This is a genomic window from Waterburya agarophytonicola KI4, from assembly GCF_020640915.1.
GTDB classification, from domain to species: domain Bacteria; phylum Cyanobacteriota; class Cyanobacteriia; order Cyanobacteriales; family Xenococcaceae; genus Waterburya; species Waterburya agarophytonicola.
Window position 1 is genome coordinate 1 of record NZ_JADWDC010000036.1, and the last position, 26,561, is coordinate 26,561.

The following is a 26,561-nucleotide window of genomic DNA, read 5'->3' on the forward strand; positions in this document are numbered from 1 at the left end:
GGTTTTGATGTTCAATATTTCCTCTCAACGAAACTGAAAACCCGCAACCAGTTGCCTGCCAAGAAAATTAGCGTTTAATCAAGACAAATACGGCAACAGCTAACACAAAATAACCAAAGCCTTTCTGGAGATTCTTGGCATCGATAAAGCGAGTTAAATATGCACCTACGAGAGTGCCTAAGCTGGCTGCAACAGTAAAGGAAATTACTAGATTCCAATCTAACTCTACTTGGGAAAGATAACCCCAAAACCCTGTAGCAGAATTAAAAGCAATAATTAATAAAGAAGTACCGATCGCTTCTTTCATCGCAATACCACCGAAAAGCACCAAAGCAGGAACAATAATAAAACCCCCTCCTACCCCAACAAAGCCAGTGATTATACCAATGCCTAACCCCTGTAGGGGAATTGCTAACCAGTGACTTGCCAAATTATATTGCTTGCTGGCAACTTCTGCTTGAGTTTCAGATGATTTCCCCTTCTTACGTATCATCAAAATACTAGCGGTTACCATTACTAAGCCAAAACAAATTAGTTGAAAAGTTTCCGTAATTAAGGGCAAATCTGCAATCCGCGCTCCCAAATAAGCCCCAATCATAGCTGTAGGAGCAAAAAACGCAGCAGTTCGGAAATTTACATTACCTTGTCGCCAATGAGGAATCACGCCAATTACACTCACCATCCCCACTACGGCTAAACTAGTAGCGATCGCAGTTTTGGGTGTTAGTTCCATAACATAAATTAAAATTGGGACGGCTAAAACCGAGCCACCACCGCCAATTAAACCCAGACTCAGACCAATACATAAGGCTAAAAGATATCCCACAAACTTCATCATCTTGTCATCACTCTGCTACGGTTTGGTTGAGTGTTTGTAGATAATGACGGGCAAAGCGATCGGGAGGAGAATCAGGGGGATAAGTAAAGCCAATGGAAGCTAGTTGCTGGAAGAATTTTTCTTCCGTCCATTTTTCTTTAGTTGCCAAGGTGAGTAGGGTCATTAAACTAGCGCGGGTAGCGGAGACGCATCTAGTATAAATGGGCTTTGGTACAGACTCAATAGTCTGCATGAACATTTCCAGAGACTTTTGATTGATATCATTGCGATATACAGGAACGCTGAAATAACCCAAACCAAGGGCTTCTACTAAACTCCTATTGAGTTGACTACCTTCCTGGGCAGGGCAGAGATCGATAAATGTGCGATATCCCTGTAGGGCAATTTGCTGTATTTTTTCTATTTCAGCAGCATTGCCAATTGCCAATTCTTCAGTGATTTGCTGTAACAACGGTTTCACTCCTCATCTACCTAATTTAAATATATTTACTGCATCAGTTCTAATTAATTGCAGAAGCTACTTTGCCACAACGCTCGTTAGCAGGGACAGCCTCCATAATCTTTTTGGGATTGGGCAGATTAAGGTTATCCATAAAACTGATAAAACTGTCGCGGTCTTTGCCTAAAAAACGAGGATTAAACCGCTTTTCTTCGCCGATAGTGGAAACTGTCTGTCCTTTATAGTCGTGTCCTGGATAGACTAAAGTCTCATCGGGTAGGGTAAAAAGTTTTTGGGTAACGCGATCGTACAGAGTCCCCGCATCTCCGCTTTGAAAGTCGGTGCGTCCACAACCCCGAATAAACAAGGCATCACCAGTTAAAACGTAGGTGTTATTTACCAGATATGCCACATGGCTGTCAGTATGACCGTGAGTTTCGATCGCTTTAATTTCAACATCTCCAACCTGTAAAATTTCGTCATCTTTGATATAGCGATCGGCACAAGCAGCTTGAGCATTTTCTGGCACAATACCAATGCAGCCAGTCATTTCTCGTAATTTGCCAGTACCAGTAATGTGATCGGCATGAATATGAGTTTCTAAACAGTATTTCAACTTTAGACCCAACTCGCTGAGTAATTTAAAATCTCGTTCTACCTGTTCTAAAACTGAATCCACCAGAACAGCCTCTTTGGTTTTGAGGTCTGCAATCAAATAAGTGTAAGTCCAAGTATCTGCATCGAATAGTTGACGAAATAGCATGGGGTTAACTCCTCCATTAAAACTAAGGTAATAAGTGCAAGCTAAGTTTACAATCTAATCTAAATTAGACCACCATATTATTATATAGTAATATACTTTTAATTTCAGGTTAAAGTCACAGATTACTCCGTCGTTTTACGGCGGACGCTGCCCTCTGCTGTGACCGTTGTCAAGATCGACATTCTAAGCTTAACATTTTCTCAAGAAAAATCAATCATATAACCAAATAGTTGTATGATAAAAACAATATATAAGATTAATTTTAAGTTTCAAACTCAATTTAAATTGACGAGGAAATTATTGTGTCAACATCAAGCAAGCGATCGCGCAGTGCCTCACTTTCAGCGAGATCGCCATCAAGAGAAAAAAATCCCGACGAACACTATCAAATTGTCATCGTTGGTGGTGGAGCAGCAGGAATTACCACCGCAGCCCAACTACTCAAGCAAAACTCTAAGCTGGATATTGCGATCGTTGAACCTGCTGAAAAGCATTACTATCAGCCAGGATGGACATTAGTAGGTGGTGGTATTGCACCCATAGAACAATTTGTTCGGCAGGAACAAGATGTTATTCCTAGAGGAGCAAAATGGATTCAGGATTACGTGACTGCTTTTGACCCCGATCGCAATAGTGTAACCTTAGCTCAAGGGCATGAGATAAAATACGACTACCTTGTAGTGTGTCCTGGCATCCAGATTGATTGGCATCTAGTTAAAGGATTAAAAGAAGCATTGGGTAAGGGTGGAGTAACCAGTAACTACTCCCAAGACTATGCACCATATACCTGGTCAACCATCAAAAACTTCCAGGGGGGTACGGCGATTTTCACCTATCCCAATACTCCGATTAAATGTGGTGGCGCACCGCAAAAAGTGATGTATATGGCAGATGACTATTTTAAAAGTAAGAGCGGAGTGGGTGTGAATACTAAAGTCATGTTTTGCACTGCGGGGGCGAAAATGTTTAGTGTTCCTGCATACAATGCAACTTTAGAAGAAGTAATTGAGAAGCGGGAAATTGCGACTAAGTTTAAACATAACCTTAAAGAAATTAAAGCCGATACCCAAGAAGCTATTTTCGATGTCACCACCGACAACGGCGTAGAAGAGGTCAGTATTCACTACGATATGATTCATGTCACTCCACCGATGAGTTCCCCTGATTTCATCAAGCATAGCCCTCTAGCCAACGATCAGGGCTGGGTGGATGTTAACAAATACACCCTCCAACACAATCGCTATCCCAATGTATTTGGCTTAGGTGATGCCTCATCCCTACCTATCTCTAAAACTGCCGCTGCTGCTCGTAAGCAGACTCCTGTAGTAGTGCAGAACCTAATTTCCCAAATGAACGCTCGGCAACTGAATAGCAAATACGATGGTTATACATGTTGTCCGTTGATCACGGGCTATCATTCGGCAATTATGGCTGAATTTGACTATGAAGGCGATCCTGCTCCGTCTTTTCCTCTCGATCCAACCAAAGAACGCTACTCGATGTTTCTGGCTAAAGCTTACGCGCTACCTTGGATATATTGGAATCGAATGCTCAAAGGAGAATCTTTTGAAGCAGATATCTTCAAGCCCATCAATCGACTATTACAAAAAGATAGCGATAAATCACCTGTTATAAAAACAGAAGAGAAAAACACTACTTGTTAACAAATATTTCTAGAGTTGGTTTTTGGCGTTTAAACACCCTATTCTACCAGCATAGCTTGGCATCTTCTTCGCGCAAATACAGATAATCTTGACTAAAAAGTATAAATTTTGACAAGAACAATTAACTATTGACGTAAAGTTTTGAGCATTTCCAACTGTTGACTTTGCTGTTCAAATTGAGCGGATAAAGCGTCACAAACTAGATCGCATAACTCAAATAAGCAAGAATTGGCAATTTGATAGTAAGTATAAATTCCTTGTTGTTCGCGGGCAACCACATTTGCTTTGGTAAGCACATTCAAATGTTTGGAAACATTGGCTTGTCCCAAACCCGTTTCTGACACAATTTCGCTGACGTTTTTTGCTCCATTTTTCAAGCTACAGACTATTTGCAGCCGACTAACTTCAGATAAAACTTTGAAGAAGTCAGCCATCAAGCCCAATGCAGCAGGGGAAAGTTTGGTAATTCTACAATCATCAGCTTTACTGGCTAGTTTGGTTTTGGGTTTTGTACTTGCTTTACTGGGCATAAGCTTGATTTGGCAATTTAATACAGAGTTATTACTATATTACTAAATGGTTGTACTGTATACCAATATAACTTGCCAAGAAAGAAGCGTATTTTACACAGTCTTTACCAAAGTTGATTCAGGGCTGGCAAACATTGCTGTGCTGAGATATCGCTCGCCACCACTGGCTTGAATTGCCACAATCAGGCGATCGCGGTACTGCGATCTCCTTGCTACTTCTATCGCTCCATAAACTACTGCTCCTGTAGAAATACCACTGAGTATTCCTTCTTCCCGTCCTAAACGCCTACCGATTTCATAAGCTCGTTCTTCTGTTACCTGAATAATTTCATCGATTAAATCCACCCGTAACACATCGGGAATAAAGCCAGCCCCAATCCCCTGAAGATCGTGAATTCCCGAAGGTTTACCACTTAGTACTGCACTCTTAACTGGTTCGATCGCCACAATTTTTAAACTAGGTTTTTTTTGTTTGAGATAAAGACCAGCACCTGTAAGAGTACCGCCAGTCCCGACTCCGACAACCAAAACATCAATTTGTCCTGCCGTATCCGACCAGATCTCTGGACCTGTAGTTTCGTAGTGAATCTTGGGATTTGCTGGGTTGCTAAATTGCTGGGGAGAAAAAGCCCCTGGAATACTCGCAATCAGTTCATTAGCACGGGCGATCGCACCTGGCATATCTAATTCAGCAGCAGTAGTAATTATTTTTGCCCCATAAGCTTTAACAATTGACTGTCTTTCCTGGCTCATATTTTCAGGCATCGTCAGAATTAAACGATAACCCTTAGCAGCACACACCATTGCTAAACCAATGCCAGTGTTGCCAGAAGTTGCTTCGATAATTGTAGATACTCCAGGTTCGATTAAGCCGACTTTTTCTGCTTCCTCGATCATGCTAATAGCAATGCGGTCTTTAACTGATTTGGCTGGATTAAAGCTTTCTAACTTCAAGACCAGATCGGCAACACAGCCAGAGCTTTGAGATAGTTTTGGTAACTTCACTAAGGGAGTGCGACCAATAATTTCGGTAATGTTATTGTAGATAGCCATAGAAAAAAGTAAATTTAAAACATAAGTTGGAAAAAGACCAAAATAAATCCACCCATTAATCCCATATGGGGCAGATTACTCCAGAAAGGACGCTGGGTAATTTTAATTAAGGGAAAGAGGCTAAGGAGAAAAACCGCTAATAAGGTCGTACCTTGCAGAAATGCAGCAACATCACTACTCCAGGTTAGAGTTGGTAAACCCACTCCACTAAAGCCAAAACTGCGAGCGATCGTGGGGATAATTTTACCAGCTTCGGTAATCGCAGCAGGGATATAATAAGCAAGGTTAAGTCCCAAGGTCATGGGCAGATAAGCATAAATGACTTTCAGATAATCTGGCATCTGGGGATCGAACAGGCGGGTTAGCTTATGGATTAGATAAGTAGTTACAAAAGGAATACTCAGCAAAATAGTAACTACAGGCAGTGAAATTAGTAAATGCTCGGAATCAATCGCTAAATCTCCCCAACCGATCCAACTGAGAATTTTGGCAGAATAGTGCATAAATACTCCCCCAAACAGCAAGAGCATCAAAGCGACTTCGGCGGGAAACCCGCGATGGTTTTCCAAGATATCCGCAGCAGGAAAGCGAAAATTAAGTTGAACCGAACGATTGGGACAAGCCTTGAGACAAGTCATGCAGAGAACGCAATCGCGATTATCGGTTAACTGGGCTGGATGGGAGTACAGGGGACAACCACCAGTTGCTTGTCCTTCAGTGGGGAGGGCATTAGCAAAGTTAACAGTCGTTGCTTCTCCACCTTTATAACAGCCAAAAGTGCTACATTGACTACCGCACACTTGTTGAGTTGAGCGCAATTCAATGGCAGCCAGCTTGGCAAACATCCCATTCATTCCCCCTATAGGACAGAGATAGCGACACCACAGACGACGCTCATAAATTAGACTACCAAGAACCGCCCCAGCAGCAATAATAATTAATAACCAAGAGGAGAGATAGGCAGTGTGAGGGAGATCCCATAATTTTTCCCAAAGATAAATAGCTACAAAACCCAACCAAAGTACCCAAGCTCCCCATTTGTTCAACCATTTAGTTGGCCAAGGGAGCAATTTTCGCGGCCAAATCCAGAGAGAGATAGTTCTGATCCATTCTCCCGCAATCATAAAGGGACAAACCGCACACCAAAGCCGACCGATAATAGGAAATAGCAAAAGGTAAAATGGCCACCACCACGCCCAAAAGAAATTGAGGGTGATGCTGGAATCGCGAGTTTGAGGACCGATAAAACCCAGAACCGTAACGGGAATAAAAACCGCCATCATCAGTAGCCAAAACCTTTCTGGCCACCAGTTACTGAGTAAAAACCGACGTAACCAAGGAAATTGATTGAGTAAATCGACCCGAAAGGTATTTTTAGATGATTCAACCGACCACAGTACCTGTTCGGGAATCACAGCCTGTTCGGCAGGGGTCATGCTCGCTGCTCGTTTGAGAATGGCTGCGAGTTCGGCAATATTTTCAGGATAGTCGTAACTGAGCAAACGACGGAGATCCGCTTGGTTGATTTCTAAAGGAGTTCGTCCTCGTTCTCGGCAAAATTTAGTCAGGAAATAACGAGTAAAATCAGGAATATCCTGTTTGCGTTGGGCTAGGGTAAAGAGTTTGATTTGATGGGCTTCAACTGCGGCAAAAGAGATTTTCTGAGGACTGGCACAAACAAGACGCACCCAACTGGCAGTTTCTCTTACTTGCTCTCCTGTTCTTTGGTTGACAATAATCCGCCCTGTTTTAAAATAAGCACTCAGACGATCTCGCTCGGACTGACTTAAGAGGTGAGCATTGTCGATTAATAATGTACCTCTTTCTAATAATTCAATCACACCCAATTGGGATTTCTCTCGACCAAAAAGAGCATCGGTATTTAACTGACCGTTTTCTTGTGTGGGTAATTGAGCTAAGTCAATTTCGGCAAAAGGACGGTTTTTCAATCCCGAATTACCGTGAATTAAACCCGCCAAAAAGGTTTTACCACTACCAGGAGGTGCTTGTAGAATAACTGGCTTTAAATCTGTTGCTGTTTGTCGAACCTGCTGGGCTAATTTTTGACTGGCTTTACTGCTGCCAATAACCGACTCATCCACTGGGATAGGGCGAATAAAAGATTGTAATCCTTGAATGCGTTCTTGTTCTTTAGCTGCTCGTTGGGCAAAGTAGGCTAAGTCTTGAGCGAGTAGAGAATTAATCGCTCCCTGAAAATCGGGATAGGTATTAGTAAGCTGCAAAAAGCGATCGCGTTCTAAAAACCAAATTTCACTTTTACTCAATGCTACGGCACTAGCAGGATAAATAGCAGTTTTTTCACTGTTTAGTAAAGGTACACAGCCAAAAATTTCCCCCGCACTACGGTAATTAATATGGGTTCTTCCTACTAAAGAAGAGCGATAAATTTCTACCGACCCCCATTTAAGCAAGTAAAACCCTAACGCTTTAGTTTCCTGTTGGTAGATTTCCGTATTGGCTTCGACTTGGAAAACTTGTAAACATTGAGCGATCGCCTCAATCGCTTTACTGCTCAACCGCCCCCAAATCCGATGAAAACTCAACCAGTTAATACATTCTTCAATTGCTGGTGCGTCTAAATTAGAAAGCTGTAAGGACTGGGTATTCATAATTTTAGCATTCAACAAAAGCTTAACTTAATACAGGTTTTCCTCAATCGCTCCCTCGTGTTGCTGCCATTCTAATAAGACAGCACGACATTGCAGGCAGGTTAAATCTTGCAGTAAGTTTTTAATGCCGATCGCGTTGTGGGAATAAACGGTAGAAATCAGTTTTTCAGGTTTGACAATAATTTTAGGTTTAATTTCAGCGATAAAACCATAAAGTTTTTGATTGGAAAAAGAACTATTAATTGCCCAACCAGTTTGATTTAAAGGATCGAGGCGGATTAAGTCGCAATTGCTGATGCCTAACTCTCGGCGGAGGATATTTGACACTGCATCAACGGTGGTTTGTTCGGGTAAAACCCTACCCCCTGGAAAATCGAGGGTAGTTTGTCCTAATCCAGGACGATAAACAGGTTTGGGTAATATAAACTGACCGTTTTGAATCGTGATCATCACTACAGAATCAGTTTTTTCCACTCGCCAGTAATCTAATATTCGTTGTCGATCGTCTTGTAGTTTTTCACCAATTAAAGTCAACCAAGGAGAACGAATTTCCACAAAACGTTCTAAAGTTTGCCATTGATGTTCGAGATTTTCCATCAAAAATAGCCTTTTTGTCCGATTTTAAGTGGCAACACTCTGCCATTCCAAAACCACTTCTGGAGGAATGGATAGCTGGGTAGTTTCCTCACCTTTCATCGGTAAAGAGAGATTCAGTTTGGTTGCAGGTAACTGAGATAAAACATTTTGCATATCAAACTCACCGACATTGGCAGCAGGGGCTTTTTCGGCAAACACATCTTCAGCTTTAAATAAGTCTTTGTTAGTAGTAATTTGCAATGGTTGAGGGTGAGCAAAATCTGCTAATCCTGGAAAATCTACTAACCGTAAATGGATCGTACTCGAACCATCTGCTTTGGTGCGTTTGAATAACACTACTTGCCAAGAATTACCGCGATCATCTTTTAATGTATGTCGCGATTGAACTAATATTTGTCCTGGTGCTTCTTCCATTTGGCGGATCGAAGCAAAAGCTGGTTGAGTATGGAAATTATCTAAACCGATGAACAATAGCAGAACTATTGCAGCAATTAAAGTCAACTTGGATAAAAATCCGCGAATTCGATACCACATTAAATTTGTCCTTTTTTAATAAGTTACTAGGTTAGGCTTTATTTTCGATCCTTTGTTCTTTGTTATCAATGACAGCTAATGTTTCTTTCTGCCTCCTGCCTTCTGCCTTCTGCCTTCTGCCTTCTGCCTTCTATTAAATTATTCAGCTTCAAGATAGGGAATAAACGCCGAATACATTCCCCGCAAGTCGCCGACATTAAAATCAAAAGCTAAATCTTGAGGATATTTATCTTTAACAAACTGTGGACGAGCATTTTTACCGCCATGACAAGCAAGACAGCTAGATTCAACATTAATGCGACGATAGTAACGAGTACCTTGTTGACCATCAATGGTTTCTGAATCCCAAAATCCCATCAATTCTGGATCGTTTTTAAACTTTGCTAGTGCCATAACAGCGTGTAAATTGTCGGGCGCGTGAGCAGGATTGCGATATTTAGTAGCAATCTGTTTGACCTGCCAGCCATTTTCTTTACTTAGCTGCATGGCTCTCATCCCTACTGGTTTACAAACCTCTTTAAAAGTCTCTATTGTCGGTTCGGTAGTTGAACCTTCTAAGGTAGAAGCTAACCCAGAGCGCATCGCGTCGAGATTTTCAATTTCCTGTACCGCTTTGGCTAACTGAGTAGGATCGGTTTGAGCGTTAGCCAAAGAAGGATTCGCAATTAAGAGTAGAACCATAACTACGAATCCTATTAAAACTCGGTTCAAATATTTCATTTTCAATGTCTTGTGCTTTTAAAATTAACAGTTATGTAACTCGGCGATCGCCTTTGACAAGCTAATTTCCACCGCTTTGATTTCCTCCGCAGTTTTGTCTTCCAGTGCCATTGCCAAGAGAGACAAGCTAATTTCCACCGCATCATCTCGATCCATAATCAAACCCAATTCCTCCGCAGTACCTAAGAGACTTGGTAGTTTTTGGGGATGTTCGACGTTAAATGTTAAATGGACAGCAGAAGTATCTTTTTTTCCTGGTTCTGGCTGGTCTTCTAAAATTGATACTTGATGCCCCGTAAGTGTAATGCTGGTGACATTACTCATTGCTGTTAGTTTGCCAGTTTTAAGGGGATTAGTTACTAGTTTAGTAGTCATGTCGTACCTCCTGGGTAAGTTTGAGAGATTTAATAATTAAGACTTCACTCAAAACCATAGATTGATAAGTTGAGGAAGTTATGAAGGAAGATATTTTCAGGATTCTGGCTCGATCTGGCGATCGCCTTGGCTACATAAATCGAGTAAATCTAAATCGATAATGCGGTAATAACGGCAGATACCAACTCGGCGACAAGCGACAACTCCCGCACTTTTAAGTAACTGTAAATGCTTGGAAACATTGGCTTGATTCAGCTTAGTGAGATCGCATATTTCACTGACGCTACGTTCCTCTCGACAAATCGCTTGTAAAATCCGTAAACGACTTGCTTCACTGAGAAGCTTAAAACGATCTGCCAGTTTTTCTAATTGATGGAGTTCCAGAGTCCTTTTCATCTCACCTTTGGTTATTTCAGTAATTGACGAAGTCAGAGGAACAGTTGCGGGTAAAGCCTTACTCGTCGTCTCACGGCGGAGTCTCTCTGACAAGTAGCAGAATAATGTTTAACTTTTAACCACCTCTTGATTTGTATCAGTTATTTTTTGATTATCTCCTTCAGATAGTTTGAGGGATTTCAGCATCGATAAGCCAAATAACAAGCGCAATCCTAATTTTTCAAACCAAGGCATTCCCAAGCCCCAGCGCATCTTCAGCAGAAAATATTCCTCAAAGGCTGCCTTAACCCAATTCACCCAAAGTCCTCGCACTGCATAGGAATATCGTCGTTTGCCAGTAACAGGATCGGGAAGGACAGGGGCAGCAATATAAGCAATGCCAATATTGCCGTATTCGGCAAAGCAGAGAGCTTCTAAAGTCGGTTTGGTTAAAGGCGATTTAATCGCTCCCAATTCCACAGCAATATTATGTGCCACTGCTACGCCCATAGCTTCGGTCATTTGTCCACTTTTAGGTAAGCCGATGGGAACGGTAGTTTGTTCTGGCTGTTCTAAATGCACCCCCACCCCCAAAGCATAAACAGAGGGGAAATCTGGATGTCTTTGGTCAGGTAGTACGGGAATAAATCCTTTTTCGCTAGTCAATCCAGGTACTTTCCGCAGAAACTCAACTCCCCGAAAAGAAGGGAGAATCATCGAATATTTAAAGGGAAGTTGGCAGCCGTCAGCTAAAGTAATGTTCTGTGGATCTATGTGAGTAATTCTGGCATTGGCGATCGCCTTAATTCCCCGTTCTGCCATCAGTTCTTCCGTCAATTTTTGGGCATTTTTAATCCCTCCTACCCCTGTATGACCGATATAAGGTTCTGGGGTGACGTAGGTAATGTTTACTTTGTCTCGTATTCCCCGACGACGCAATTCCCAATCTGCCATCAAGACGAACTCATAAGCAGGACCAAAGCATCCCGTACCTGGCATTGCTCCCACTACTAAATCTCCTGGGTTTTCTAGAAATTCTAACCAAGCATCTCTCGCGTGCAGGGCATGATCGGGAGTACAGACAGACTGGGTATATCCTCCATGAGGTCCTAATCCTGGGATTTCTTCAAAGGCTAAAGAAGCTCCTGTGGCGATCGCCAAGTAATCGTAATCAATAACTTGGGTTTCTTCGACAGTAATTTTCTTGGTTTGAGGATTGAGAGCGGTAACTTTTCCCGCTACCCATTCAATTCCCTGTCTTCGTGTCAACCGCTTTAAATCTAGTTGAATATGTTCTAGGGGGTTGAGATTTAACGCGACTCTGATTAATCCTGGGATGAAAGTAAATTGAGGTTTATCGGAAATTAAAGTAACGGTGTGTTCTTTGGGCAAATAATGCCTTAATTCATAGGCTGTGGGTAATCCTCCTAGTCCTCCTCCAATTACTACAATATTAGCCATTGGTATATTCCTCTTGCTTAAATTTGGTTATTAGTCATTTGTGTCGATTGACGATCTATCTTTAATTTAGATTTATTCAATATTTATATAACCAATAAGTTATATAGTGATAATAACAGAATTGTGAAATTCGTCAAAAGATTAAAAATTTAACTTCAATAGAAGTTACTCTCCTGTAAACCAAAATTAGTTCTCTGGATTCAATTTAAATTTATTTCGTCCAATTACTTGACTAAATTACTAAATAGTAATATGTTGATAATTAAGAAGTGTAAACTTACTCATCACAACCAACTTCACAACAACGAGGTATATCAATGAATCACTTCAGTAAAGTATTAGACACATCATTTGAAGAAGCGATCGCGCAAGTAACCAACGCCCTGAGAGAAGAAGGTATGGGCATTTTGACCGAAATTGATGTCCAAGCTGCTTTTAAAAAGAAACTGGATGTAGATTTCCGCAACTATAAAATTCTTGGGGCTTGTCATCCTCAAATTGCCTATCAAATGCTCCAAACCGATGATAAAGCAGGAGTTTTCTATCCATGCAATGTCGTCGTCCAAGAACATGAAGATGGCAGAGTTGAGGTATCGGCAGTCGATCCTTTAATGATGTTTCTGACCATTCACAGTCCTAAAGCGAAAGAAATTGCCCTCGATGCAAGTCAAAAGATGCAAAGGGTAATCGAAAGCCTTGGTTCGCCTGAATTAGTCGCTCAAAGTTAGTTAGATATCTGCAAAGCAAAATAATTTAATTTAAGGAGAAAATAATCATGTTTAATAATGTAGGAACAGGCGATCGCATCATTCGTTTAATTTTAGCTAGTGCCTTAGCTTATTTCGGTTTATTAATCTATAGCGGTTCGGCTTTAGGTATTGGTTTGACTATTGCAGGTGCTGTCTTAGCAATCAGTGCTTTAGCTGGTTCGTGTATGCTTTATGGCTTATTGGGCATCAATACTCGTAAACCCCAACAAAACTAAATAATAAAAATTTAAGGAGGTATTAACAAATGGAAGAAAGTCTTCCCTTAGAAAGTCCATCTATGTCACGACGGCAGTTACTCAATTTTCTCACTGGTGCAGCGATTGCTGCTACTGCTGGTGCAGCCCTGTATCCTGTAGGTAAATATTTCATCCCACCCTCTGAAGTTGGCGAAGATGGCTCGATACTGGCAAAGGATATTAACGGTAATGTTATTCCTGCCAGTCAAATTTTAGCAGAACCCCCTGAAACTCGCGCTTTGGTAGCGGGACTTGCTGGAGAACCGACCTATTTAACTATTAAAGAAGACGGTACGCTGCATCCTTGGGGCATCGTGGATAATTGCACCCATCTAGGCTGTACTTTCCCTTGGAATGAAAATGACGCTCAATTCCAATGTCCCTGTCACGGTTCTCGCTACGATGATGAAGGGAGAGTGGTAAGAGGTCCTGCTCCTCTACCTTTGCGACTGGCTCATATAAATGTTGAAGGGGATTATATTCGCATTTCTCCTTGGACTGAAACCGACCCCCGTACAGGTGAAAAACCCTGGTGGGTTTAGCTCATACCTTTCAAGGTGGGCAAATTTTTTTCAAGCATATTGAAGAGTTACACTTGCTGATTTGCCCACCTTACTTTTCTTGATCATTTCTCAAAAAAACTGAAATATAAAAACCATGGAAATTGCCGTTGCCAGTCAAAATAAAAGCAGCATAACAAGTCATACAGGGAAATGCCGAAACTTCTGGATTTATGAAGTCAACCCCAAAGAAGTCCTCGGTAAAGAGCTTATAGAACTATCCTCAGAACACACTTTCTACAATAGTTCTCCCCATGACCCCCATCCTTTAGATAATGTTCGAGTTTTAATTTCAGGAAAGATAGGAAAGGGATTGATGCGTCGTTTAGAAAAACAAGGAATTGAAGGAGTCGTAACTTTGGAAAGCGATCCAGATTTAGCGGTTATTTCCTACTTGGAAAATTCCTTAGTCCAAGAAATATTGCAACCAAAACCTCCATCAAGGGAACGCAGACATCTTCAGGGACACAAACATCAGCATCGTTACAGACACGCTTACAACTGTAGTTAAGCAAAAGCTTTTTAATTTAAAGGAGTTTAAAATGACATCTATCGCAAATTCCCCACCACAAGTTATTAACCTCTCCCCAGAAGAATTTACCCAGTTACCCCAACCACCTCGGTTAATTGATGTTCGCAGCAAGTTTGAGTATGGTGTGTTTCATGCTCCCAATGCTATCAACCTCAGTCTGCCTCGCATTTTGATGAATAATCCTCCCTGGTTGAGTCGTTATGTTTTACCTCAATGGTTTCAGGAGTTACCCGAAGATGAACCCATTGCCCTAATCTGTTTAACTTCTCATCGTAGCCCTATCGCAGCCGAACAACTTACTAAAGCTGGATTTACTGAAGTCTACAACGTTACGGGTGGCATGATGGAGTGGAAAGAATTAGGGTTGCCTACTTGTAAAGGAAAATAAGCTCATAAATTCCTCAAATTAAATAAAGATTATTGGTTTAATTACTGGCGTTTTATAGAACTTGCCATAACCAACAATTCACACAAATCAATTATCAGAGGAAAACAAAATGAACTTCGAGATTCCTGAAACAATTAAAACTTGGTCGCAATTTTTCCATCCCATCATTATGTGGGTTTTGTTTGCCACTGCCATTTATGCCCTGTATCTCGGTTGGCAAATTCGCCGTACTCGTAATGCTCCCAAAGAACTCCGCCAAGAACTTGTCAAACAAAATTTTAGCAATAGACATCATCGAGTTGGTTCAATTTTACTCGCTTTAATGGTGCTAGGGGCTTTGGGCGGAATGGCAGTAACTTACATTAACAACGGCAAATTGTTTGTTGGACCTCACTTATTAGCAGGATTGGGCATGGTAGGACTTATTGCTACATCTGCTTCTTTAGTTCCATATATGCAAAAGGGAAATGACTTGGCTCGTTACAGTCATATTTCCCTCAACGCAATACTTTTAGCATTATTTAGCTGGCAAGCAATAACAGGGGTACAGATCGTACAGAAGATTATCAGTAATTTGTAATTTTTTAGCAAGTGGAGATCGCTGTCCTCTGCCTCCTGCCTACATGCGGCTAAAGCCTTTGTGCCTTCGATGAGAATACCGCTTCAAACTTATCTAATGAAAAAGAATTTAAACCCATGTGGAAAATATTATCCGCCCTGAAAAAAAATCTAGTTTGGTCAGTTCCCGCATTTATGATTGCAGGGATTATCTTCGGCGCGTTGGCTGATGCGAGTTTCCTCAAAGCTGCGATCGTTCCTCTGACTTTTTTGATGGTTTATCCGATGATGATTAACCTTCAGATCGCTAAAGTCTTTGCGGGGGGAGATTTTAAACTGCAAGCTATTACTCAAATAATTAACTTTGCCGTTGTACCTTTCTTTGCTTTCGGCATTGGTAAACTGTTTTTTAACGATCGCCCGTTAGTTTTACTAGGATTATTACTCACTTCCCTACTTCCCACCAGTGGCATGACCATATCTTGGACTGGCTTTGCTAGGGGAAATCTCAATGCTGCGATTAAGATGACGGTGATTGGATTAATTGCTGGTTCTTTGGCTGCGCCTCTTTATGCCAAATGGCTCATGGGTACGGCAGTAGAAATCCCTTTAGTTGATGTTTTTAAACAGATTGTGATGATCGTCTTTCTGCCGATGTTATTGGGGTTTGTCACCAAAAAAATCTTGATTGCTACGGTAGGGGAGAGTAAATATAATCGCAATCTCAAGCAAAAGTTCCCTGTCTTTTCTACCATTGGCGTACTCGGCATCGTATTTGTAGCAATGGCATTAAAAGCCAAGTCCATTGTTAGCAATCCTCTAGAAGTTCTATCCTTCTTTGTACCTCTACTAATTATTTACGGTTTCAATTTTGTTTTAAGTACTATTATCGGCAAAGCTTTATTCAATCGGGGCGATGCGATCGCTCTTGTGTACGGTACGGTAATGCGGAATCTTTCTATTGCTTTGGCGATCGCCATTACCGTCTTTGGTTCGGAACAAGGTTCGGAAATCGCCCTAATCATTGCGATGGGTTACATCATCCAGGTTCAATCCGCAGCCTGGTATGTCAAGTTAACCGACAGAATCTTTGGCATACCTGCGATCAAAGCACAACTTGAATAAGCGATCGTAATTCAAACACACTTAATTATTGGAGAAACACAATGAGAAATAGAAATAGAAAATTTAAGCGGTATGGCTTGCCAATTCTAGAGGATTCTTTTGTGGGAAAAGTGGAAGCTCCCGAAACCTTGGAAATCGCCTGTCAAATGGGTGTAGAAGCAGAAATTGCTAATGTAAAAATGTACGATCGCTTCCTTGATTTTGTCCGAGAAAGTGACTTAAGAGACACCTTTACCCAACTGCGTTATGTTTCCCAAAACAAGCACAAAGTAGCATTTGAAAGATGCCTCAATTCCAGAAGATCCAAAATATAAATTATGAATTTATCAACCATTCAAAAACGTCTATTTGCCTGGGGCATGGGTCAAGCTAATGATGCCGATGTAGATAGAATTAAACTAATTGATTGCCCTGAGTATCAAAGCTTAGGAGAACTAAAACGGGCATTATTAGGCAATGCACAGCATCAAGTTTTAGAAATTGGTCCTGGTGCGGGAGCGAGTCTTGCTTATTACCCTAAAGATATTCATTGGATTGGTATCGAACCCAATCCCTTTATGCACCAATATTTAGAACGAGAAGCACAGCAGCAAGGATTGGCTAACATCGAACTGCGTCAAGGAACAGCAGAAGATTTACCTGTAGAAGATGAAAGTATCGATACCGTGGTTAGTACTCACGTTCTTTGTTCCGTTACAGATTTAGAGACTAGTTTTCAGGAAATTAAACGTGTCCTTAAACCAGGAGGTAATTTTGTCTTTATCGAACACGTAGGAGAAGAATGTGGCACTTGGACGCGGAAAGCTCAAGATAGTATCAATCCTGTTTGGAAAAATTTGTTTGATAACTGTAATTTGAACCGTGAAACCTGGAAAATTCTCGAACAGGTTGGGTTAGAGAAAGTTAATTATTATCAGTTCAAACTGACTATCCCTCTTGTCAGCCCTCATATTGCTGGAATCGTCAGGAAAAAACCCGTGGCAGTTGGGTAACCAGATTCTAGAAGTTTAATTGTCTATTTAGGCTAAATCTACCGATAAAATTATGCAACTTTCTAAAAATAACCTTCAAGAAAAAAGCGATCGCGTTTACGATGTCATTGTCATTGGTGGTGGTGCGGGGGGACTTTCAGCAGGGGTTTATCTCCAACGTTATAACCTTTCGACCTTAATCGTCGATAAAGGGAAAGCACGCTCTTTTTGGATGCAGGAACTCCATAATTACTTGGGTTTACCTCCCGATTTACCAGGTAAAGAACTACTAAAGCGGGGTAAGGAACATTTTCTCTCTCTCGATGGTGACTGGCTTAACGGTTATGTTGAGGAAGTAGTGGATGAGGGTGAAACCTTTGCGGTACAGGTCAAAGTTGGTCGTCAAAACAGTATTGATCCCGTGCTTCGGAGTAAATATCTAATTGCTGCTAGCGGGATTATCGACAATCTCATTCCGTTAGAAGATATGCTCAATGTTTACGAATACGCGGGTTATAACCTTCACGTCTGTCTGGTGTGCGATGGTTATGAAATGACCGATAAGCAGGCTGGTTTATTTGTCGGTAGTGAAGCCAGTATCGAAACTGCCTTTGCCTTGAGTTGGTTTACCCCGAAGATTACAGTCTTTACTCACGGATTATTTGAAGTCAGCGAATCTATGAGTTCTCGACTGAAAGAGTTGGGCTATCGTCTGGTGGAAACCCCGATTAAGCAGTTTTTAGGGAAAAATCATCAAATGACTGGAGTGGAAATGGTAGATGGTTCGGTGGTGGAGTTGGAAACGGGACTTTTGGCAATGGGTTCTCGCTACCACCATACTTATCTCTCTAACTTTAATCTCGAAAAAGAACGGAATTATCTTGTCACCGATAAAACAGGGCGCACTTCCCATCCCCGCATCTTTGCTATTGGGGATCTCAAAGTCGGACTCAATCAAGTTGCGATCGCTGTAGGGGATGGTGCTTTAGCTGGTACGCAAATTTGGCGCGATCTCCGTCGGGTGAAAGGTGCCATACAGAATCTGGATAATTTGCCTGTATCTGTTTCGTAATTTTCGATAATTTTAGTAATGAAAAAATTATGGCTTTTAACAAAATTTTAGTTCCCCTGGTTCGTTCTGAATCGGCATCGGTAATATTCCAAGAAGCTCTAAAACTGGCTCAAGACAATAACAGTAAGCTGATGTTATTTCATAGCGTCGATTGGGATATGGGAGAGCATTTTGGCTCTTTTAATGAGATTGAAGCAGAAGTAGATTTCTCTGGTGCTTACATTCAGGCTCAACAAGAGAGATTACAACAGGAACTCCAGGAGAGTAAAGACTGGTTGCAAACTTATGCCGAACAAGCAACCGCCAAAGGAATTCCCACTGAGTCAAAATGCCAAGTCGGTCATCCTGGCTCTCTAATTCGAGATCTGGCAAAAGATTGGAACGCAGATTTAATTGTAATGGGTCGTAGGGGACTTAACAGTCTTCAAGAAGTTTTTCTCGGCAGTGTTAGTAATTATATACTGCATCACGCTCCCTGTTCTGTTTTGACCGTTCATGGAGAATAGTAGATGAAAAAACTCTTAGCTACCTTCTGGTTGGGAATCTGGCTCTATTTTGGTACTTTTTTGGCAGCTACTCCTGCTTTTGCTGCTGGTAATATGGCTCAAACCACAGATAAAGTTGAGGCACTGCGCGATCGTAATCTAACAAGGGTACAGCAGTTCCTAACTTCAATTCCTCGTGACTATTACACTGTCAGACAGATAAATAAAGTTAAAGCTCTGGGGAAAGAACAGCAAGCACTATTGGTAGATGTTCGAGAGCCAAAGGAATATGCTTCTGGTCATATTCCAGGGGCAATTAATCTTCCTTTACGCAGTTTAACCGATAATCTCGACCAAATTCCTAAAACTCGTCCTGTAATACTTTACTGCTCTACGGGTTATCGCACGGCAATGGGAGTTATGGCTCTGCAAATGCTCGGATACGATAATGTTCGGGGTTTTCCTCCCAGTATTGAGGGGTGGAAAAAAGCAGGTGAAACCTTAGAAAAATAAAGATACTCAGATTTATTCTCTGTGCTGTCCGAAGGTGCGGACAGCAATATTAAAGCTATAAACTCAATTTTTACCTGTTTTGGCGGTCGTCTGTTTTGGTATCAGCTTCATCTGTTCCCCACAGCAGATCTCTGAATGAGGCATACCTTCTGGACAGGGGCAAGGCTTCTCATACACAAGCTGGGCTCCGCACTTTTTGCAGACATAACGATCTCCGACTTCCCGTGGCATTATTATACCCTCCTTCTATTTTCAAGAAACTAATGTTAGTATATAACTATCTAGTTGTTTAATCAAATGTAAATATTATAATATTTATTATGGCAGAAGTTAATTGGATTGCAGCTTTAATTGGTGGGATGCTGATTGGAATGAGTGCAACTATTCTACTGGCTTTTGATGGTCGGATTGCTGGTATTAGTGGCATGGTCAATGGTGCAATCAAATTCAAGTCAGAAGAGAATTGGCGGTGGCTGTTTATCGCAGGGATGTTGGGTGGAGGTTTGATTTATGAATATATTTTTGCTTCAGAACCTACTCCTGTATCTGACTTTGCACCAGTAGCCATGATTGTTGGTGGTTTTCTCGTCGGTGTCGGTACGTGGATTGGAAATGGTTGCACTAGCGGTCATGGTGTTTGTGGTTTGGGTAGATTATCATTCCGCTCTCTAGTTGCGGTGATTACTTTTATGATGACTGCCATTATTACAGTATTTGTTACTCATCATGTTTTTTAGTCATCAGTCATTAGTTGTAAAAAAATGAAACAGAAATTAATTGCTCTTTTATCTGGACTGCTATTTGGTTTTGGTTTAAGCCTTTCCCAAATGATCGATCGCGATCGCGTGTTAGGATTTTTAGATGTTGCAGGAGACTGGGACCCCACCCTATTATTTGTCTTGGGTGGTGCGGTTGGGGTTACTGTAATTGCTTTTCGCTTTGTGCTGCGTTTACCGCGACCAATTTTCAGTAGTAAATTTTATCTACCCACTAGGAAAGATATCGACCTTCCTTTAATTCTCGGTACTGCGATTTTTGGTATTGGTTGGGGTATTGCAGGCTACTGTCCTGGTCCTGGGATTACCGCTTGGGTGTTGGGAATACCGAATCCAGTTTTGTTTATTATGGCGTTTATTCTTGGTTCACTTGCCTATCAATGGTATGCCCATAAATCAAATAAAAGCGATCGCCCAGACAAAACCCAGGTTCAACATTAGTCTATTAATAATTTAATTGACTGAAAACAGAAGTTAGTTATCTTCCTTTTCTCTTATACTCTTGATGCCAGCGATTTAATCGCTTCTTTGCATATCCAGAAATCTTTTCATTAGAAGATGCGGCAATTTTCCTTAGTGCTTCTTTTGCTTCCTCTGTGCCGATATCTGCTAACGCCCAAGTACATTTTCTCCCTAGACCAAAAGAGTCATCATATTCTAAATACTTAAATTTACGTTCTACCGTTTTTTGTAAGATTTTAATTGCTCTAGGATCTTTTAATTGCTGTAGCTGTAAAACTATATTCTCATGACAAAGATGCCAATCTGCTGACAAAAGCTCGATTAGAATACCAACATAGTCATCAGAGTTTTCTTTTGTTTGAAATCCTGCCATTATTGCTTTTTCTAGATCATCAATATTTTTATTGGCGATCGCATTTTTGAGAAGTTCGGTAATCTTTTTTTTCTGCATTAACTTTCGGTCATAAAATTTTGAGAAAACATAACTAAATACTAATTACCTCGAACGCTAACTTGAGAATATTTAAATATGTACAGCCTGAACAAGCTAAAAATCACCGTTTTAGTAGAAAATACCGCAGGGGGGAAGGGTTTACTGGGAGAACACGGGCTTTCTTTTCTGATTGAGGCTGATGATCGACGAATTCTGTTTGATACGGGGCAGGGATTAGCGTTACGTCATAATGCACAAACATTAGGCATTTCTCTGGAAAACCTAGATACCATCGTCCTCAGCCACGGACATTACGATCATGCAGGAGGACTACCAACCATACTAGAGCATTGTATCAACACGGATTTATTTCTCCATCCCCAAGCGATCGCTCCTAAGTATAGTCCTAGAGGCAATATTGGTTCTCCCATCGACAATGTAAAAACTTTAGCCAGTCACTGCCGACGGCTAATTTGGACTGAAACCCCCACTGAGATTATGCCAGGAGTATCTGTAACAGGAACAATTCCGCGACATCATCCCTTAGAAAATACAGGAGGAGCATTTTGGCACAATTGCGAACAGACAGAAGTCGATGGCCTGTTGGATGACCAAGCTTTATATCTGCAAGTACCTGAAGGTCTAGTGGTCATCTTGGGCTGCGCTCATGCAGGAGTAATCAATACTCTCGATTATATTGCCCAGATCGCCAATACGAAGAAGTTTTATGCCGTGATTGGTGGTATGCACTTATTAAGAGCAAACGAAGAACGTTTACAAGCTACAGTTGAAACTCTGACTAAATATGATGTTCAAATAGTCGGGGCGAATCATTGTACGGGAATGAAAGCAATGACTTTTTTGTGGCATCAATTGGGCGATCGCTGTTGGGATTGTCGTGTCGGTACTCAATTACAGTTTGGTAATGTTGAGACATAAGAATTTCAGAATCGTGTTAGCTGATTTTTAGAATAAGTAGCTAGGCGGAATTAAATATAAAACGTTCTAAGTGATAATTACCTCTTTCACTACGATTTTTCATTCCTTGTATAACTGTCATGGCTAAGTCATATTCATTGTCAAACATTTGCCCCGCAATTTCATGCGCTTTAAGTTGATGCCATTGTGTTTCAATATCATTAAGTTCAGAACAATATGCAGGAAGGAAAAATAGCAACAATCCTTGTTCTGACCAACGCGACCAACAAGCACGAACTTCTTTGCTCTTGTGTATGGGACTATTATCTTGAACAACCACAGTTAGTTTTCCTGTCTCTTTGAATAAAGAGGCTGCTTTTTGCGCTACCCAATTCATTACTTTGATATAGCTTTTGCTGTTGAAGCCGCCTTGAGCCAAACCATATTCAAAAGGCGGCTTTTGAGTAAGAGTACTCTTACTCAAAACGCGCCGTAACTTTCTCCCACTTGCCATAAACCTAAAATACTAATCCTCGAACCGGATCTTTTCTGACTTTGTTCTAGACATTTTTGTTCGCCAATTTGACTATAGCTATAGCTCACAGGACTCCACAGACAGAATCCTGCTTCGTCTAAGTATTTTAGGTCTATATCTCCATCAACTGCTGCCATTTTTAGCATGGCTAGATCGGCTTTCTTAATCTCTTTTAGTTGTTTATTTTGCTTCTTCTTGTTGCTCTGTCTGGTTCTTTTCCAACGATATCTTTTTTTTTAGTATTCGTCTTAAGCGATCGCTACTTAAATCTACCGCTCTTTCCTCCTGGAGTTTTCTAGCTAACTGAATGCTGTTGTATGTTCGCTCTTCTTCATTTAAACAAGTTTCTATGTATTCCAAGTCTTCTGGAATCCACTTCGGTTTTGCTCCTCTTCCACGGGCTGACCATAATCCTGTCAAGCCTCGGTCTTGCCAACGTTGAATTGCTGCTCTGACTGTATGCTCATGACAATTGAATATTTGAGCAATTTCTGGAACGTTTCTCCCCTGAGCATTTAATCTCAGCATCATAGCTCGATTTCTGGTTCGGTAAGGCACTGAGCTTGCCTTCTGTAATTCTCCCAACGTTTCTTCTTCTAACCGACTTAGTTTTACTCTTAGTGGTGCAGGCATTTTTTACTCATTTCTCAGCCTTTCTATCTTATATTTAATTACAACCGCCTACTAAAACAATATACAAATAAATAGCTTCGACCCTAGAACAAACCTTCTTATTGGTTTTAATATTATTAAATTACGATATAGTAATATAATGATGTATATTGCAGATCTTTAAATTTAGCAAAATTAAGGAGATTTCATGCTTCCTTATGTTTCAATCACCCTCGTAATTGCCTTTGTTGCTACTTGCTTTAGTTTTAATCCGCGAGAGGAAATAGCAATTCTAGGGACAATTATTGCCCTCATCAGTGTATTTATTAGCTGTACTTTGGCACCCTTAGTGATAAAGCTTTTAGTTGTAATTGTTGCTTGGTGGGGGATAAAGTCTATTTGCCGTAGCTCCAACAATTGTTAGCAGACACTGAATATAAGTACCTAAGCAGAATTAGTTACACATTTGGGTGACGGGGTGCTACTACCTACTACCTACTACCTACTACCTACTACCTACCCTTCACTATAAAATTAATTTTGCACGACTACTTATACGCCACAAATCCTAAATTAAAATCAATGGAAGTCAATCAATTTTTACAACAATACAGTGCGGGAGAAAGAGCTTTTGCCAAGATAAATCTAAGAGAAGCAGAATTAGTCAAGATGAATCTCAGCAAAGTAGATTTAACCGCAGCAGATTTACGACAATCGCGATTAGGAAGAACTAATTTAAGCTACGCCTGTTTACAAGAAGCAGATTTGAGTGAGTCAATTCTCTGGGGTACGGATTTGACTGAAGCAAATCTAAACCGAGTCATTTTGCGAGAGGCAGATCTAAGTGGAGCAATTCTTACCAAAGCAAATTTAGAGGGAGCTAACTTGCTAAAAACTGCCTTAAATGGCGTAAATCTCAGTGGAGGTAAATTGTGTCATGCTTTAGCGATCGAGGCTGATTTTCATCCTGCTTCTGATTATCTTAGCAACTTAAGTCAAGCAGATTTAAGCCATGCTAATCTTAGCTATGCCAATTTCCGTATGGCTCTCTTGTATCAAGCCAAATTAGATGGGGCAAAACTTTGTCGTGCTAATTTAAGTGGTGGTATGGGAAGTTTAGCTACCGATCTAACAGAGGCTAGTTTACAGGGTGCAGATCTCAGTTATGCTAATCTCAGTGGTGCAATTTTGGCTAAAGCCAATTTACGAGATGCCGATTTGACGGGAACAAATCTCGATGATGCAGATCTGACGGGAGCGATTATGCCCGATGGTAGTGTTTATTTGTAAATCGTAAGAGAAGGAAAATTATCCCTCTCTTAAATCGTCTTATCCTTTTAACGCACAGTACCCCGTAAAGCCTCTGCATCAATGGGTTTAATCAAATACAGAACTAACAAATCCCAAAAAATGCCAGTAATTAAAGGCAACTTACAGAAAAACTTGACTATTTTCGGTGCATTACTTGCTTCTATCGCTTTTAACTCTTCATTGCGATCTGCACAATGTTCTAACCGTTTGAAAAACTCAGGATGATCGACATTAAGAATAGCGGGAAATGCTCTAGCTGAAGTTTCGTTAGTTTTGCGAATTACCTCGCGATCGTATTCTTGTGCATCTAAGCCGACGCTGGCATAAAAGTCTGCCCGTTCGTGTACGGTTAAGGTATGGGTGGCAAATACAGATAATAAGAAGAAACGCGCCCATAATCTACCCTTCCAACCTTGCCACATAGATTTTTGCGATCGCAATAAGGCTTTAAAGATATCTCCGTGACGGTTTTCATCCTGACACCAGCTTTCAAACTTTTTGAACAGGGGATAAAACTGATATTCGGGATGTTTTTCTAAGTGACGATACATCAGGATATAACGCCAGTAACCAATTTTTTCAGAGAGATAGACGGCGTAAATTACCCACTCTGGTTTAAAAAATGTATAGTTGCGATTTTTAGTTAGATATCCTAAGTCTAAAGAAATATTAAAATCACTCATGGCTTTATTGAGGAAACCTGCATGACGAGCTTCATCTCGTGCCATTAGATGAAATATTTCTGCCAAAATCGGATTGCGACCTTTGAGTTTGCGGGATAACTCTTTAAATAGCAGAAAACCAGAGAATTCTGAAGTGCAAGAACGTTCCAAGAAGTCCACAAATACTCGACGGGTATTTTCATCGATATGATCCCAAGATTGCTTGAAATCTTCATCCCGTAAAAAATGATCCCGATTATAATCCGTCTTCATCTCGGCAATCATTGCTTTTAACTCTTCCTCTTGAGAAGAGATGTCCATATTGGCGATCGCATCAAAATCCGTAGTGTAAAAACGCGGAGTCAGCAAAGTTTCTTCTGTAGAGGTTTTTTTAGTAGCGGGTTGAGAAACAGTACTAGTCATAATTACTTAGGTGTATAGCTAATTAGTTATGAAATATATTTTATCCAACAAAGCCAGCAAAAAGCAATAAAGTTTTGTAAATCATATATTTATCTTCAATATATTCTTATATAGTTAAATAACGTATATGAAAATTAATCGAAAATTTGTAATGAGCATTCAAGCCGTTAGTAAGGTCGTAACTAAGAATCAAAACTTACCCCCTACAGATTCAAGAGAACGGGTCAAACAATTTGTCCAGCAATTACAAGATAATATTTGCGCTAGTTTAGAACAACTCGATGGTAAAGCTAGCTTTAGAGAAGATAGTTGGCAAAGAGAACAAGGTGGTGGCGGACGTTCTCGTGTCATTAGAGATGGCAGAGTGTTTGAACAGGGTGGGGTCAACTTTTCCGAAGTTTGGGGTGATACTTTACCTCCCTCGATTTTAGTTCAACGTCCCGAAGCAGCAGGACACGGTTTTTACGCTACAGGTACATCAATGGTACTGCATCCTCGTAATCCCTACGTTCCCACCGTACATCTGAATTATCGCTATTTTGAAGCGGGTCCCGTTTGGTGGTTTGGGGGTGGTGTGGATTTAACTCCTTACTATCCTTTTGTCGAAGATGCAGTGCATTTCCATCAAACTATTAAACAAGCTTGCGATGTTCATCATCCCGAATATTATCCCGCTTTTAAACGCTGGTGCGATGAATATTTTTATTTAAAACATCGTCAGGAAGCACGGGGTATTGGCGGGATTTTCTTTGATTATCAAGATGGCAATAGTCCTCTTTATTGTGGTCCCGATCCCGATGGTGCTGCTGCTGAGTACAGTAATAAAGTAGGCAAGGTATCTCGTAGTTGGTCAGATTTATTTGCTTTCGTGCAGAGTTGCGGTAATTCTTTCTTACCTGCTTATGTTCCTATTGTCGAACGCAGACAAGATACAGAATACGGAGACAGAGAGCGTAACTTCCAGCTTTATCGTCGCGGACGCTATGTAGAGTTTAATTTAGTTTACGATCGCGGTACGATTTTCGGTCTACAAACTAAAGGACGTACTGAGTCTATTTTAATGTCCTTACCTCCTTTGGTGCGTTGGGAATATTGCTATCAACCCGAACCAGGAACACCAGAAGCCAAGTTAACAGAAGTTTTCCTCAAACTTCAAGATTGGGTTAATTATCAGTCAACAGTTAACAGTTAACAGTTAACAGTTATCAGAGTTATTTAAATTTTAATTAGGAGAGTATTA

Annotated in this window: 32 protein-coding genes and 1 pseudogene; 18 read left to right on the plus strand and 15 right to left on the minus strand. The window is 40.8% G+C overall.

Going from position 1 to position 26,561, the window contains the following annotated elements:
- Positions 1-67: 67 nt before the first annotated feature.
- Genes I4641_RS14175 through I4641_RS14185 form a run of 3 tightly spaced genes read right to left on the minus strand, consistent with a single transcriptional unit; the run spans position 68 to position 2,040 of the window.
- The gene (locus tag I4641_RS14175; RefSeq protein WP_229641193.1) at positions 68-838 is read right to left on the minus strand and encodes a sulfite exporter TauE/SafE family protein; all 771 of its coding nucleotides are present in this window, start codon (positions 836-838) and stop codon (positions 68-70) included.
- Between the two features lie 7 nt (positions 839-845).
- The gene (locus tag I4641_RS14180; protein WP_229641194.1) at positions 846-1,289 is read right to left on the minus strand and encodes a protein tyrosine phosphatase family protein; all 444 of its coding nucleotides are present in this window, start codon (positions 1,287-1,289) and stop codon (positions 846-848) included.
- A 49-nt stretch (positions 1,290-1,338) separates the two neighbouring features.
- Positions 1,339-2,040: an MBL fold metallo-hydrolase gene (locus I4641_RS14185; protein WP_229641195.1), complete on the minus strand. Its 702-nt coding sequence runs from the start codon at positions 2,038-2,040 to the stop codon at positions 1,339-1,341.
- 299 nt (positions 2,041-2,339) lie between these two features.
- On the opposite strand from I4641_RS14185, the gene I4641_RS14190 reads away from it, so the two are divergent.
- Complete coding sequence (locus tag I4641_RS14190) at positions 2,340-3,704, plus strand: NAD(P)/FAD-dependent oxidoreductase (RefSeq protein WP_439655350.1); 1,365 nt, start codon at positions 2,340-2,342, stop codon at positions 3,702-3,704.
- A gap of 125 nt (positions 3,705-3,829) precedes the next feature.
- Here I4641_RS14190 and I4641_RS14195 read toward each other — a convergent pair whose 3' ends face one another.
- The 9 genes from I4641_RS14195 to I4641_RS14235 all read right to left on the minus strand — a co-directional run bounded on the left by I4641_RS14195 (position 3,830) and on the right by I4641_RS14235 (position 11,979).
- Complete coding sequence (locus I4641_RS14195; RefSeq protein WP_263858235.1) at positions 3,830-4,234, minus strand: ArsR/SmtB family transcription factor; 405 nt, start codon at positions 4,232-4,234, stop codon at positions 3,830-3,832.
- A 93-nt stretch (positions 4,235-4,327) separates the two neighbouring features.
- A complete protein-coding gene (gene cysK, locus I4641_RS14200) occupies positions 4,328-5,287 on the minus strand; it encodes a cysteine synthase A (protein ID WP_229641197.1) in 960 nt (319 codons plus the stop codon).
- Positions 5,288-5,301: 14 nt separating this feature from the next.
- Positions 5,302-7,917, minus strand: coding sequence for a cyclic nucleotide-binding domain-containing protein (locus I4641_RS14205; RefSeq protein WP_229641198.1), 2,616 nt, complete (start codon positions 7,915-7,917; stop codon positions 5,302-5,304).
- 27 nt (positions 7,918-7,944) lie between these two features.
- Positions 7,945-8,514, minus strand: coding sequence for an NUDIX hydrolase (locus I4641_RS14210; protein WP_229641199.1), 570 nt, complete (start codon positions 8,512-8,514; stop codon positions 7,945-7,947).
- A 24-nt stretch (positions 8,515-8,538) separates the two neighbouring features.
- Positions 8,539-9,048, minus strand: a complete 510-nt coding sequence (locus tag I4641_RS14215) for a DUF3122 domain-containing protein (RefSeq protein WP_229641200.1) — start codon at positions 9,046-9,048, stop codon at positions 8,539-8,541.
- Positions 9,049-9,186: 138 nt separating this feature from the next.
- Complete coding sequence (locus tag I4641_RS14220; RefSeq protein ID WP_229641201.1) at positions 9,187-9,729, minus strand: Tll0287-like domain-containing protein; 543 nt, start codon at positions 9,727-9,729, stop codon at positions 9,187-9,189.
- A 63-nt stretch (positions 9,730-9,792) separates the two neighbouring features.
- The gene (locus tag I4641_RS14225) at positions 9,793-10,143 is read right to left on the minus strand and encodes a hypothetical protein (protein WP_229641202.1); all 351 of its coding nucleotides are present in this window, start codon (positions 10,141-10,143) and stop codon (positions 9,793-9,795) included.
- A 96-nt stretch (positions 10,144-10,239) separates the two neighbouring features.
- A complete protein-coding gene (locus tag I4641_RS14230; RefSeq protein ID WP_229641203.1) occupies positions 10,240-10,632 on the minus strand; it encodes an ArsR/SmtB family transcription factor in 393 nt (130 codons plus the stop codon).
- Between the two features lie 15 nt (positions 10,633-10,647).
- Positions 10,648-11,979, minus strand: coding sequence for an NAD(P)/FAD-dependent oxidoreductase (locus I4641_RS14235; RefSeq protein ID WP_229641204.1), 1,332 nt, complete (start codon positions 11,977-11,979; stop codon positions 10,648-10,650).
- A 317-nt stretch (positions 11,980-12,296) separates the two neighbouring features.
- Here I4641_RS14235 and I4641_RS14240 point away from each other — a divergent pair, with 317 nt between their 5' ends.
- The 14 genes from I4641_RS14240 (at position 12,297) to I4641_RS14305 (ending at position 20,406) form a co-directional block, all read left to right on the plus strand.
- The gene (locus tag I4641_RS14240; protein ID WP_229641205.1) at positions 12,297-12,707 is read left to right on the plus strand and encodes a DUF302 domain-containing protein; all 411 of its coding nucleotides are present in this window, start codon (positions 12,297-12,299) and stop codon (positions 12,705-12,707) included.
- Positions 12,708-12,754: 47 nt separating this feature from the next.
- Positions 12,755-12,964: a YgaP family membrane protein gene (locus I4641_RS14245; RefSeq protein WP_229641206.1), complete on the plus strand. Its 210-nt coding sequence runs from the start codon at positions 12,755-12,757 to the stop codon at positions 12,962-12,964.
- A 29-nt stretch (positions 12,965-12,993) separates the two neighbouring features.
- Positions 12,994-13,527 (plus strand): cytochrome b6-f complex iron-sulfur subunit, encoded by a 534-nt coding sequence (gene petC, locus I4641_RS14250; RefSeq protein WP_229641207.1) that lies wholly within the window; start codon positions 12,994-12,996, stop codon positions 13,525-13,527.
- 115 nt (positions 13,528-13,642) lie between these two features.
- Positions 13,643-14,056: a NifB/NifX family molybdenum-iron cluster-binding protein gene (locus tag I4641_RS14255; RefSeq protein ID WP_229641208.1), complete on the plus strand. Its 414-nt coding sequence runs from the start codon at positions 13,643-13,645 to the stop codon at positions 14,054-14,056.
- Between the two features lie 31 nt (positions 14,057-14,087).
- Entirely contained in the window at positions 14,088-14,465 is a 378-nt protein-coding gene (locus tag I4641_RS14260; protein ID WP_229641209.1) for a rhodanese-like domain-containing protein, read from the plus strand.
- A 109-nt stretch (positions 14,466-14,574) separates the two neighbouring features.
- Positions 14,575-15,045 (plus strand): DUF4079 domain-containing protein, encoded by a 471-nt coding sequence (locus I4641_RS14265; RefSeq protein ID WP_229641210.1) that lies wholly within the window; start codon positions 14,575-14,577, stop codon positions 15,043-15,045.
- A 116-nt stretch (positions 15,046-15,161) separates the two neighbouring features.
- Positions 15,162-16,148 carry an arsenic resistance protein gene (locus I4641_RS14270; RefSeq protein ID WP_229641211.1) on the plus strand — a complete coding sequence of 329 codons (987 nt, stop codon included), beginning with the start codon at positions 15,162-15,164 and terminating at the stop codon, positions 16,146-16,148.
- A gap of 41 nt (positions 16,149-16,189) precedes the next feature.
- Positions 16,190-16,462 carry a ferritin family protein gene (locus tag I4641_RS14275; RefSeq protein WP_229641212.1) on the plus strand — a complete coding sequence of 91 codons (273 nt, stop codon included), beginning with the start codon at positions 16,190-16,192 and terminating at the stop codon, positions 16,460-16,462.
- Between the two features lie 3 nt (positions 16,463-16,465).
- Positions 16,466-17,140, plus strand: a complete 675-nt coding sequence (locus I4641_RS14280) for a class I SAM-dependent methyltransferase (protein WP_229641213.1) — start codon at positions 16,466-16,468, stop codon at positions 17,138-17,140.
- Positions 17,141-17,192: 52 nt separating this feature from the next.
- A complete protein-coding gene (locus I4641_RS14285; protein WP_229641214.1) occupies positions 17,193-18,191 on the plus strand; it encodes an NAD(P)/FAD-dependent oxidoreductase in 999 nt (332 codons plus the stop codon).
- 29 nt (positions 18,192-18,220) lie between these two features.
- Positions 18,221-18,697 (plus strand): universal stress protein, encoded by a 477-nt coding sequence (locus I4641_RS14290; protein WP_229641215.1) that lies wholly within the window; start codon positions 18,221-18,223, stop codon positions 18,695-18,697.
- 3 nt (positions 18,698-18,700) lie between these two features.
- Entirely contained in the window at positions 18,701-19,189 is a 489-nt protein-coding gene (locus tag I4641_RS14295; protein WP_229641216.1) for a rhodanese-like domain-containing protein, read from the plus strand.
- Between the two features lie 320 nt (positions 19,190-19,509).
- A complete protein-coding gene (locus I4641_RS14300) occupies positions 19,510-19,926 on the plus strand; it encodes a YeeE/YedE family protein (protein ID WP_229641217.1) in 417 nt (138 codons plus the stop codon).
- Positions 19,927-19,950: 24 nt separating this feature from the next.
- Positions 19,951-20,406, plus strand: coding sequence for a YeeE/YedE family protein (locus tag I4641_RS14305; RefSeq protein WP_229641218.1), 456 nt, complete (start codon positions 19,951-19,953; stop codon positions 20,404-20,406).
- Between the two features lie 37 nt (positions 20,407-20,443).
- Here I4641_RS14305 and I4641_RS14310 read toward each other — a convergent pair whose 3' ends face one another.
- On the minus strand, positions 20,444-20,878 hold the full coding sequence (locus tag I4641_RS14310; protein ID WP_229641219.1) for a HEAT repeat domain-containing protein: 435 nt from the start codon (positions 20,876-20,878) through the stop codon (positions 20,444-20,446).
- Between the two features lie 78 nt (positions 20,879-20,956).
- On the opposite strand from I4641_RS14310, the gene I4641_RS14315 reads away from it, so the two are divergent.
- Positions 20,957-21,799 (plus strand): MBL fold metallo-hydrolase, encoded by an 843-nt coding sequence (locus I4641_RS14315; protein ID WP_229641220.1) that lies wholly within the window; start codon positions 20,957-20,959, stop codon positions 21,797-21,799.
- Positions 21,800-21,839: 40 nt separating this feature from the next.
- Here I4641_RS14315 and I4641_RS14320 read toward each other — a convergent pair.
- Positions 21,840-22,946 (minus strand): annotated as a pseudogene (locus I4641_RS14320) (IS630 family transposase).
- A gap of 561 nt (positions 22,947-23,507) precedes the next feature.
- On the opposite strand from I4641_RS14320, the gene hetL reads away from it, so the two are divergent.
- Positions 23,508-24,215, plus strand: a complete 708-nt coding sequence (hetL, locus tag I4641_RS14325; protein ID WP_229641221.1) for a heterocyst differentiation pentapeptide repeat protein HetL — start codon at positions 23,508-23,510, stop codon at positions 24,213-24,215.
- Positions 24,216-24,262: 47 nt separating this feature from the next.
- Here hetL and acsF read toward each other — a convergent pair whose 3' ends face one another.
- Complete coding sequence (gene acsF / locus I4641_RS14330; RefSeq protein ID WP_229641222.1) at positions 24,263-25,321, minus strand: magnesium-protoporphyrin IX monomethyl ester (oxidative) cyclase; 1,059 nt, start codon at positions 25,319-25,321, stop codon at positions 24,263-24,265.
- A 151-nt stretch (positions 25,322-25,472) separates the two neighbouring features.
- Between acsF and hemF the strand changes: the two genes are divergently transcribed.
- Positions 25,473-26,513 carry an oxygen-dependent coproporphyrinogen oxidase gene (hemF, locus tag I4641_RS14335; protein ID WP_229641223.1) on the plus strand — a complete coding sequence of 347 codons (1,041 nt, stop codon included), beginning with the start codon at positions 25,473-25,475 and terminating at the stop codon, positions 26,511-26,513.
- Positions 26,514-26,561 lie beyond the last annotated feature (48 nt).

Bases quoted from the DNA above. Each gene is read 5' to 3' on its own strand.
- I4641_RS14270 (WP_229641211.1), top strand. From the start codon at position 15,162: ATGTGGAAAATATTATCCGCCCTGAAAAAAAATCTAGTTTGGTCAGTT.
- I4641_RS14255 (WP_229641208.1), top strand. From the start codon at position 13,643: ATGGAAATTGCCGTTGCCAGTCAAAATAAAAGCAGCATAACAAGTCAT.
- I4641_RS14300 (WP_229641217.1), top strand. From the start codon at position 19,510: ATGGCAGAAGTTAATTGGATTGCAGCTTTAATTGGTGGGATGCTGATT.
- I4641_RS14295 (WP_229641216.1), top strand. From the start codon at position 18,701: ATGAAAAAACTCTTAGCTACCTTCTGGTTGGGAATCTGGCTCTATTTT.
- I4641_RS14210 (WP_229641199.1), bottom strand. From the start codon at position 8,514: ATGGAAAATCTCGAACATCAATGGCAAACTTTAGAACGTTTTGTGGAA.
- I4641_RS14235 (WP_229641204.1), bottom strand. From the start codon at position 11,979: ATGGCTAATATTGTAGTAATTGGAGGAGGACTAGGAGGATTACCCACA.
- I4641_RS14290 (WP_229641215.1), top strand. From the start codon at position 18,221: ATGGCTTTTAACAAAATTTTAGTTCCCCTGGTTCGTTCTGAATCGGCA.
- I4641_RS14245 (WP_229641206.1), top strand. From the start codon at position 12,755: ATGTTTAATAATGTAGGAACAGGCGATCGCATCATTCGTTTAATTTTA.
- petC (WP_229641207.1), top strand. From the start codon at position 12,994: ATGGAAGAAAGTCTTCCCTTAGAAAGTCCATCTATGTCACGACGGCAG.
- I4641_RS14315 (WP_229641220.1), top strand. From the start codon at position 20,957: ATGTACAGCCTGAACAAGCTAAAAATCACCGTTTTAGTAGAAAATACC.
- I4641_RS14240 (WP_229641205.1), top strand. From the start codon at position 12,297: ATGAATCACTTCAGTAAAGTATTAGACACATCATTTGAAGAAGCGATC.
- hetL (WP_229641221.1), top strand. From the start codon at position 23,508: ATGGAAGTCAATCAATTTTTACAACAATACAGTGCGGGAGAAAGAGCT.
- I4641_RS14275 (WP_229641212.1), top strand. From the start codon at position 16,190: ATGAGAAATAGAAATAGAAAATTTAAGCGGTATGGCTTGCCAATTCTA.
- I4641_RS14265 (WP_229641210.1), top strand. From the start codon at position 14,575: ATGAACTTCGAGATTCCTGAAACAATTAAAACTTGGTCGCAATTTTTC.
- hemF (WP_229641223.1), top strand. From the start codon at position 25,473: ATGAGCATTCAAGCCGTTAGTAAGGTCGTAACTAAGAATCAAAACTTA.
- I4641_RS14175 (WP_229641193.1), bottom strand. From the start codon at position 838: ATGATGAAGTTTGTGGGATATCTTTTAGCCTTATGTATTGGTCTGAGT.
- cysK (WP_229641197.1), bottom strand. From the start codon at position 5,287: ATGGCTATCTACAATAACATTACCGAAATTATTGGTCGCACTCCCTTA.
- I4641_RS14310 (WP_229641219.1), bottom strand. From the start codon at position 20,878: ATGCAGAAAAAAAAGATTACCGAACTTCTCAAAAATGCGATCGCCAAT.
- I4641_RS14305 (WP_229641218.1), top strand. From the start codon at position 19,951: ATGAAACAGAAATTAATTGCTCTTTTATCTGGACTGCTATTTGGTTTT.
- I4641_RS14195 (WP_263858235.1), bottom strand. From the start codon at position 4,234: ATGCCCAGTAAAGCAAGTACAAAACCCAAAACCAAACTAGCCAGTAAA.
- I4641_RS14260 (WP_229641209.1), top strand. From the start codon at position 14,088: ATGACATCTATCGCAAATTCCCCACCACAAGTTATTAACCTCTCCCCA.
- I4641_RS14185 (WP_229641195.1), bottom strand. From the start codon at position 2,040: ATGCTATTTCGTCAACTATTCGATGCAGATACTTGGACTTACACTTAT.
- I4641_RS14205 (WP_229641198.1), bottom strand. From the start codon at position 7,917: ATGAATACCCAGTCCTTACAGCTTTCTAATTTAGACGCACCAGCAATT.
- I4641_RS14225 (WP_229641202.1), bottom strand. From the start codon at position 10,143: ATGACTACTAAACTAGTAACTAATCCCCTTAAAACTGGCAAACTAACA.
- I4641_RS14280 (WP_229641213.1), top strand. From the start codon at position 16,466: ATGAATTTATCAACCATTCAAAAACGTCTATTTGCCTGGGGCATGGGT.
- I4641_RS14215 (WP_229641200.1), bottom strand. From the start codon at position 9,048: ATGTGGTATCGAATTCGCGGATTTTTATCCAAGTTGACTTTAATTGCT.
- I4641_RS14285 (WP_229641214.1), top strand. From the start codon at position 17,193: ATGCAACTTTCTAAAAATAACCTTCAAGAAAAAAGCGATCGCGTTTAC.
- acsF (WP_229641222.1), bottom strand. From the start codon at position 25,321: ATGACTAGTACTGTTTCTCAACCCGCTACTAAAAAAACCTCTACAGAA.
- I4641_RS14220 (WP_229641201.1), bottom strand. From the start codon at position 9,729: ATGGTTCTACTCTTAATTGCGAATCCTTCTTTGGCTAACGCTCAAACC.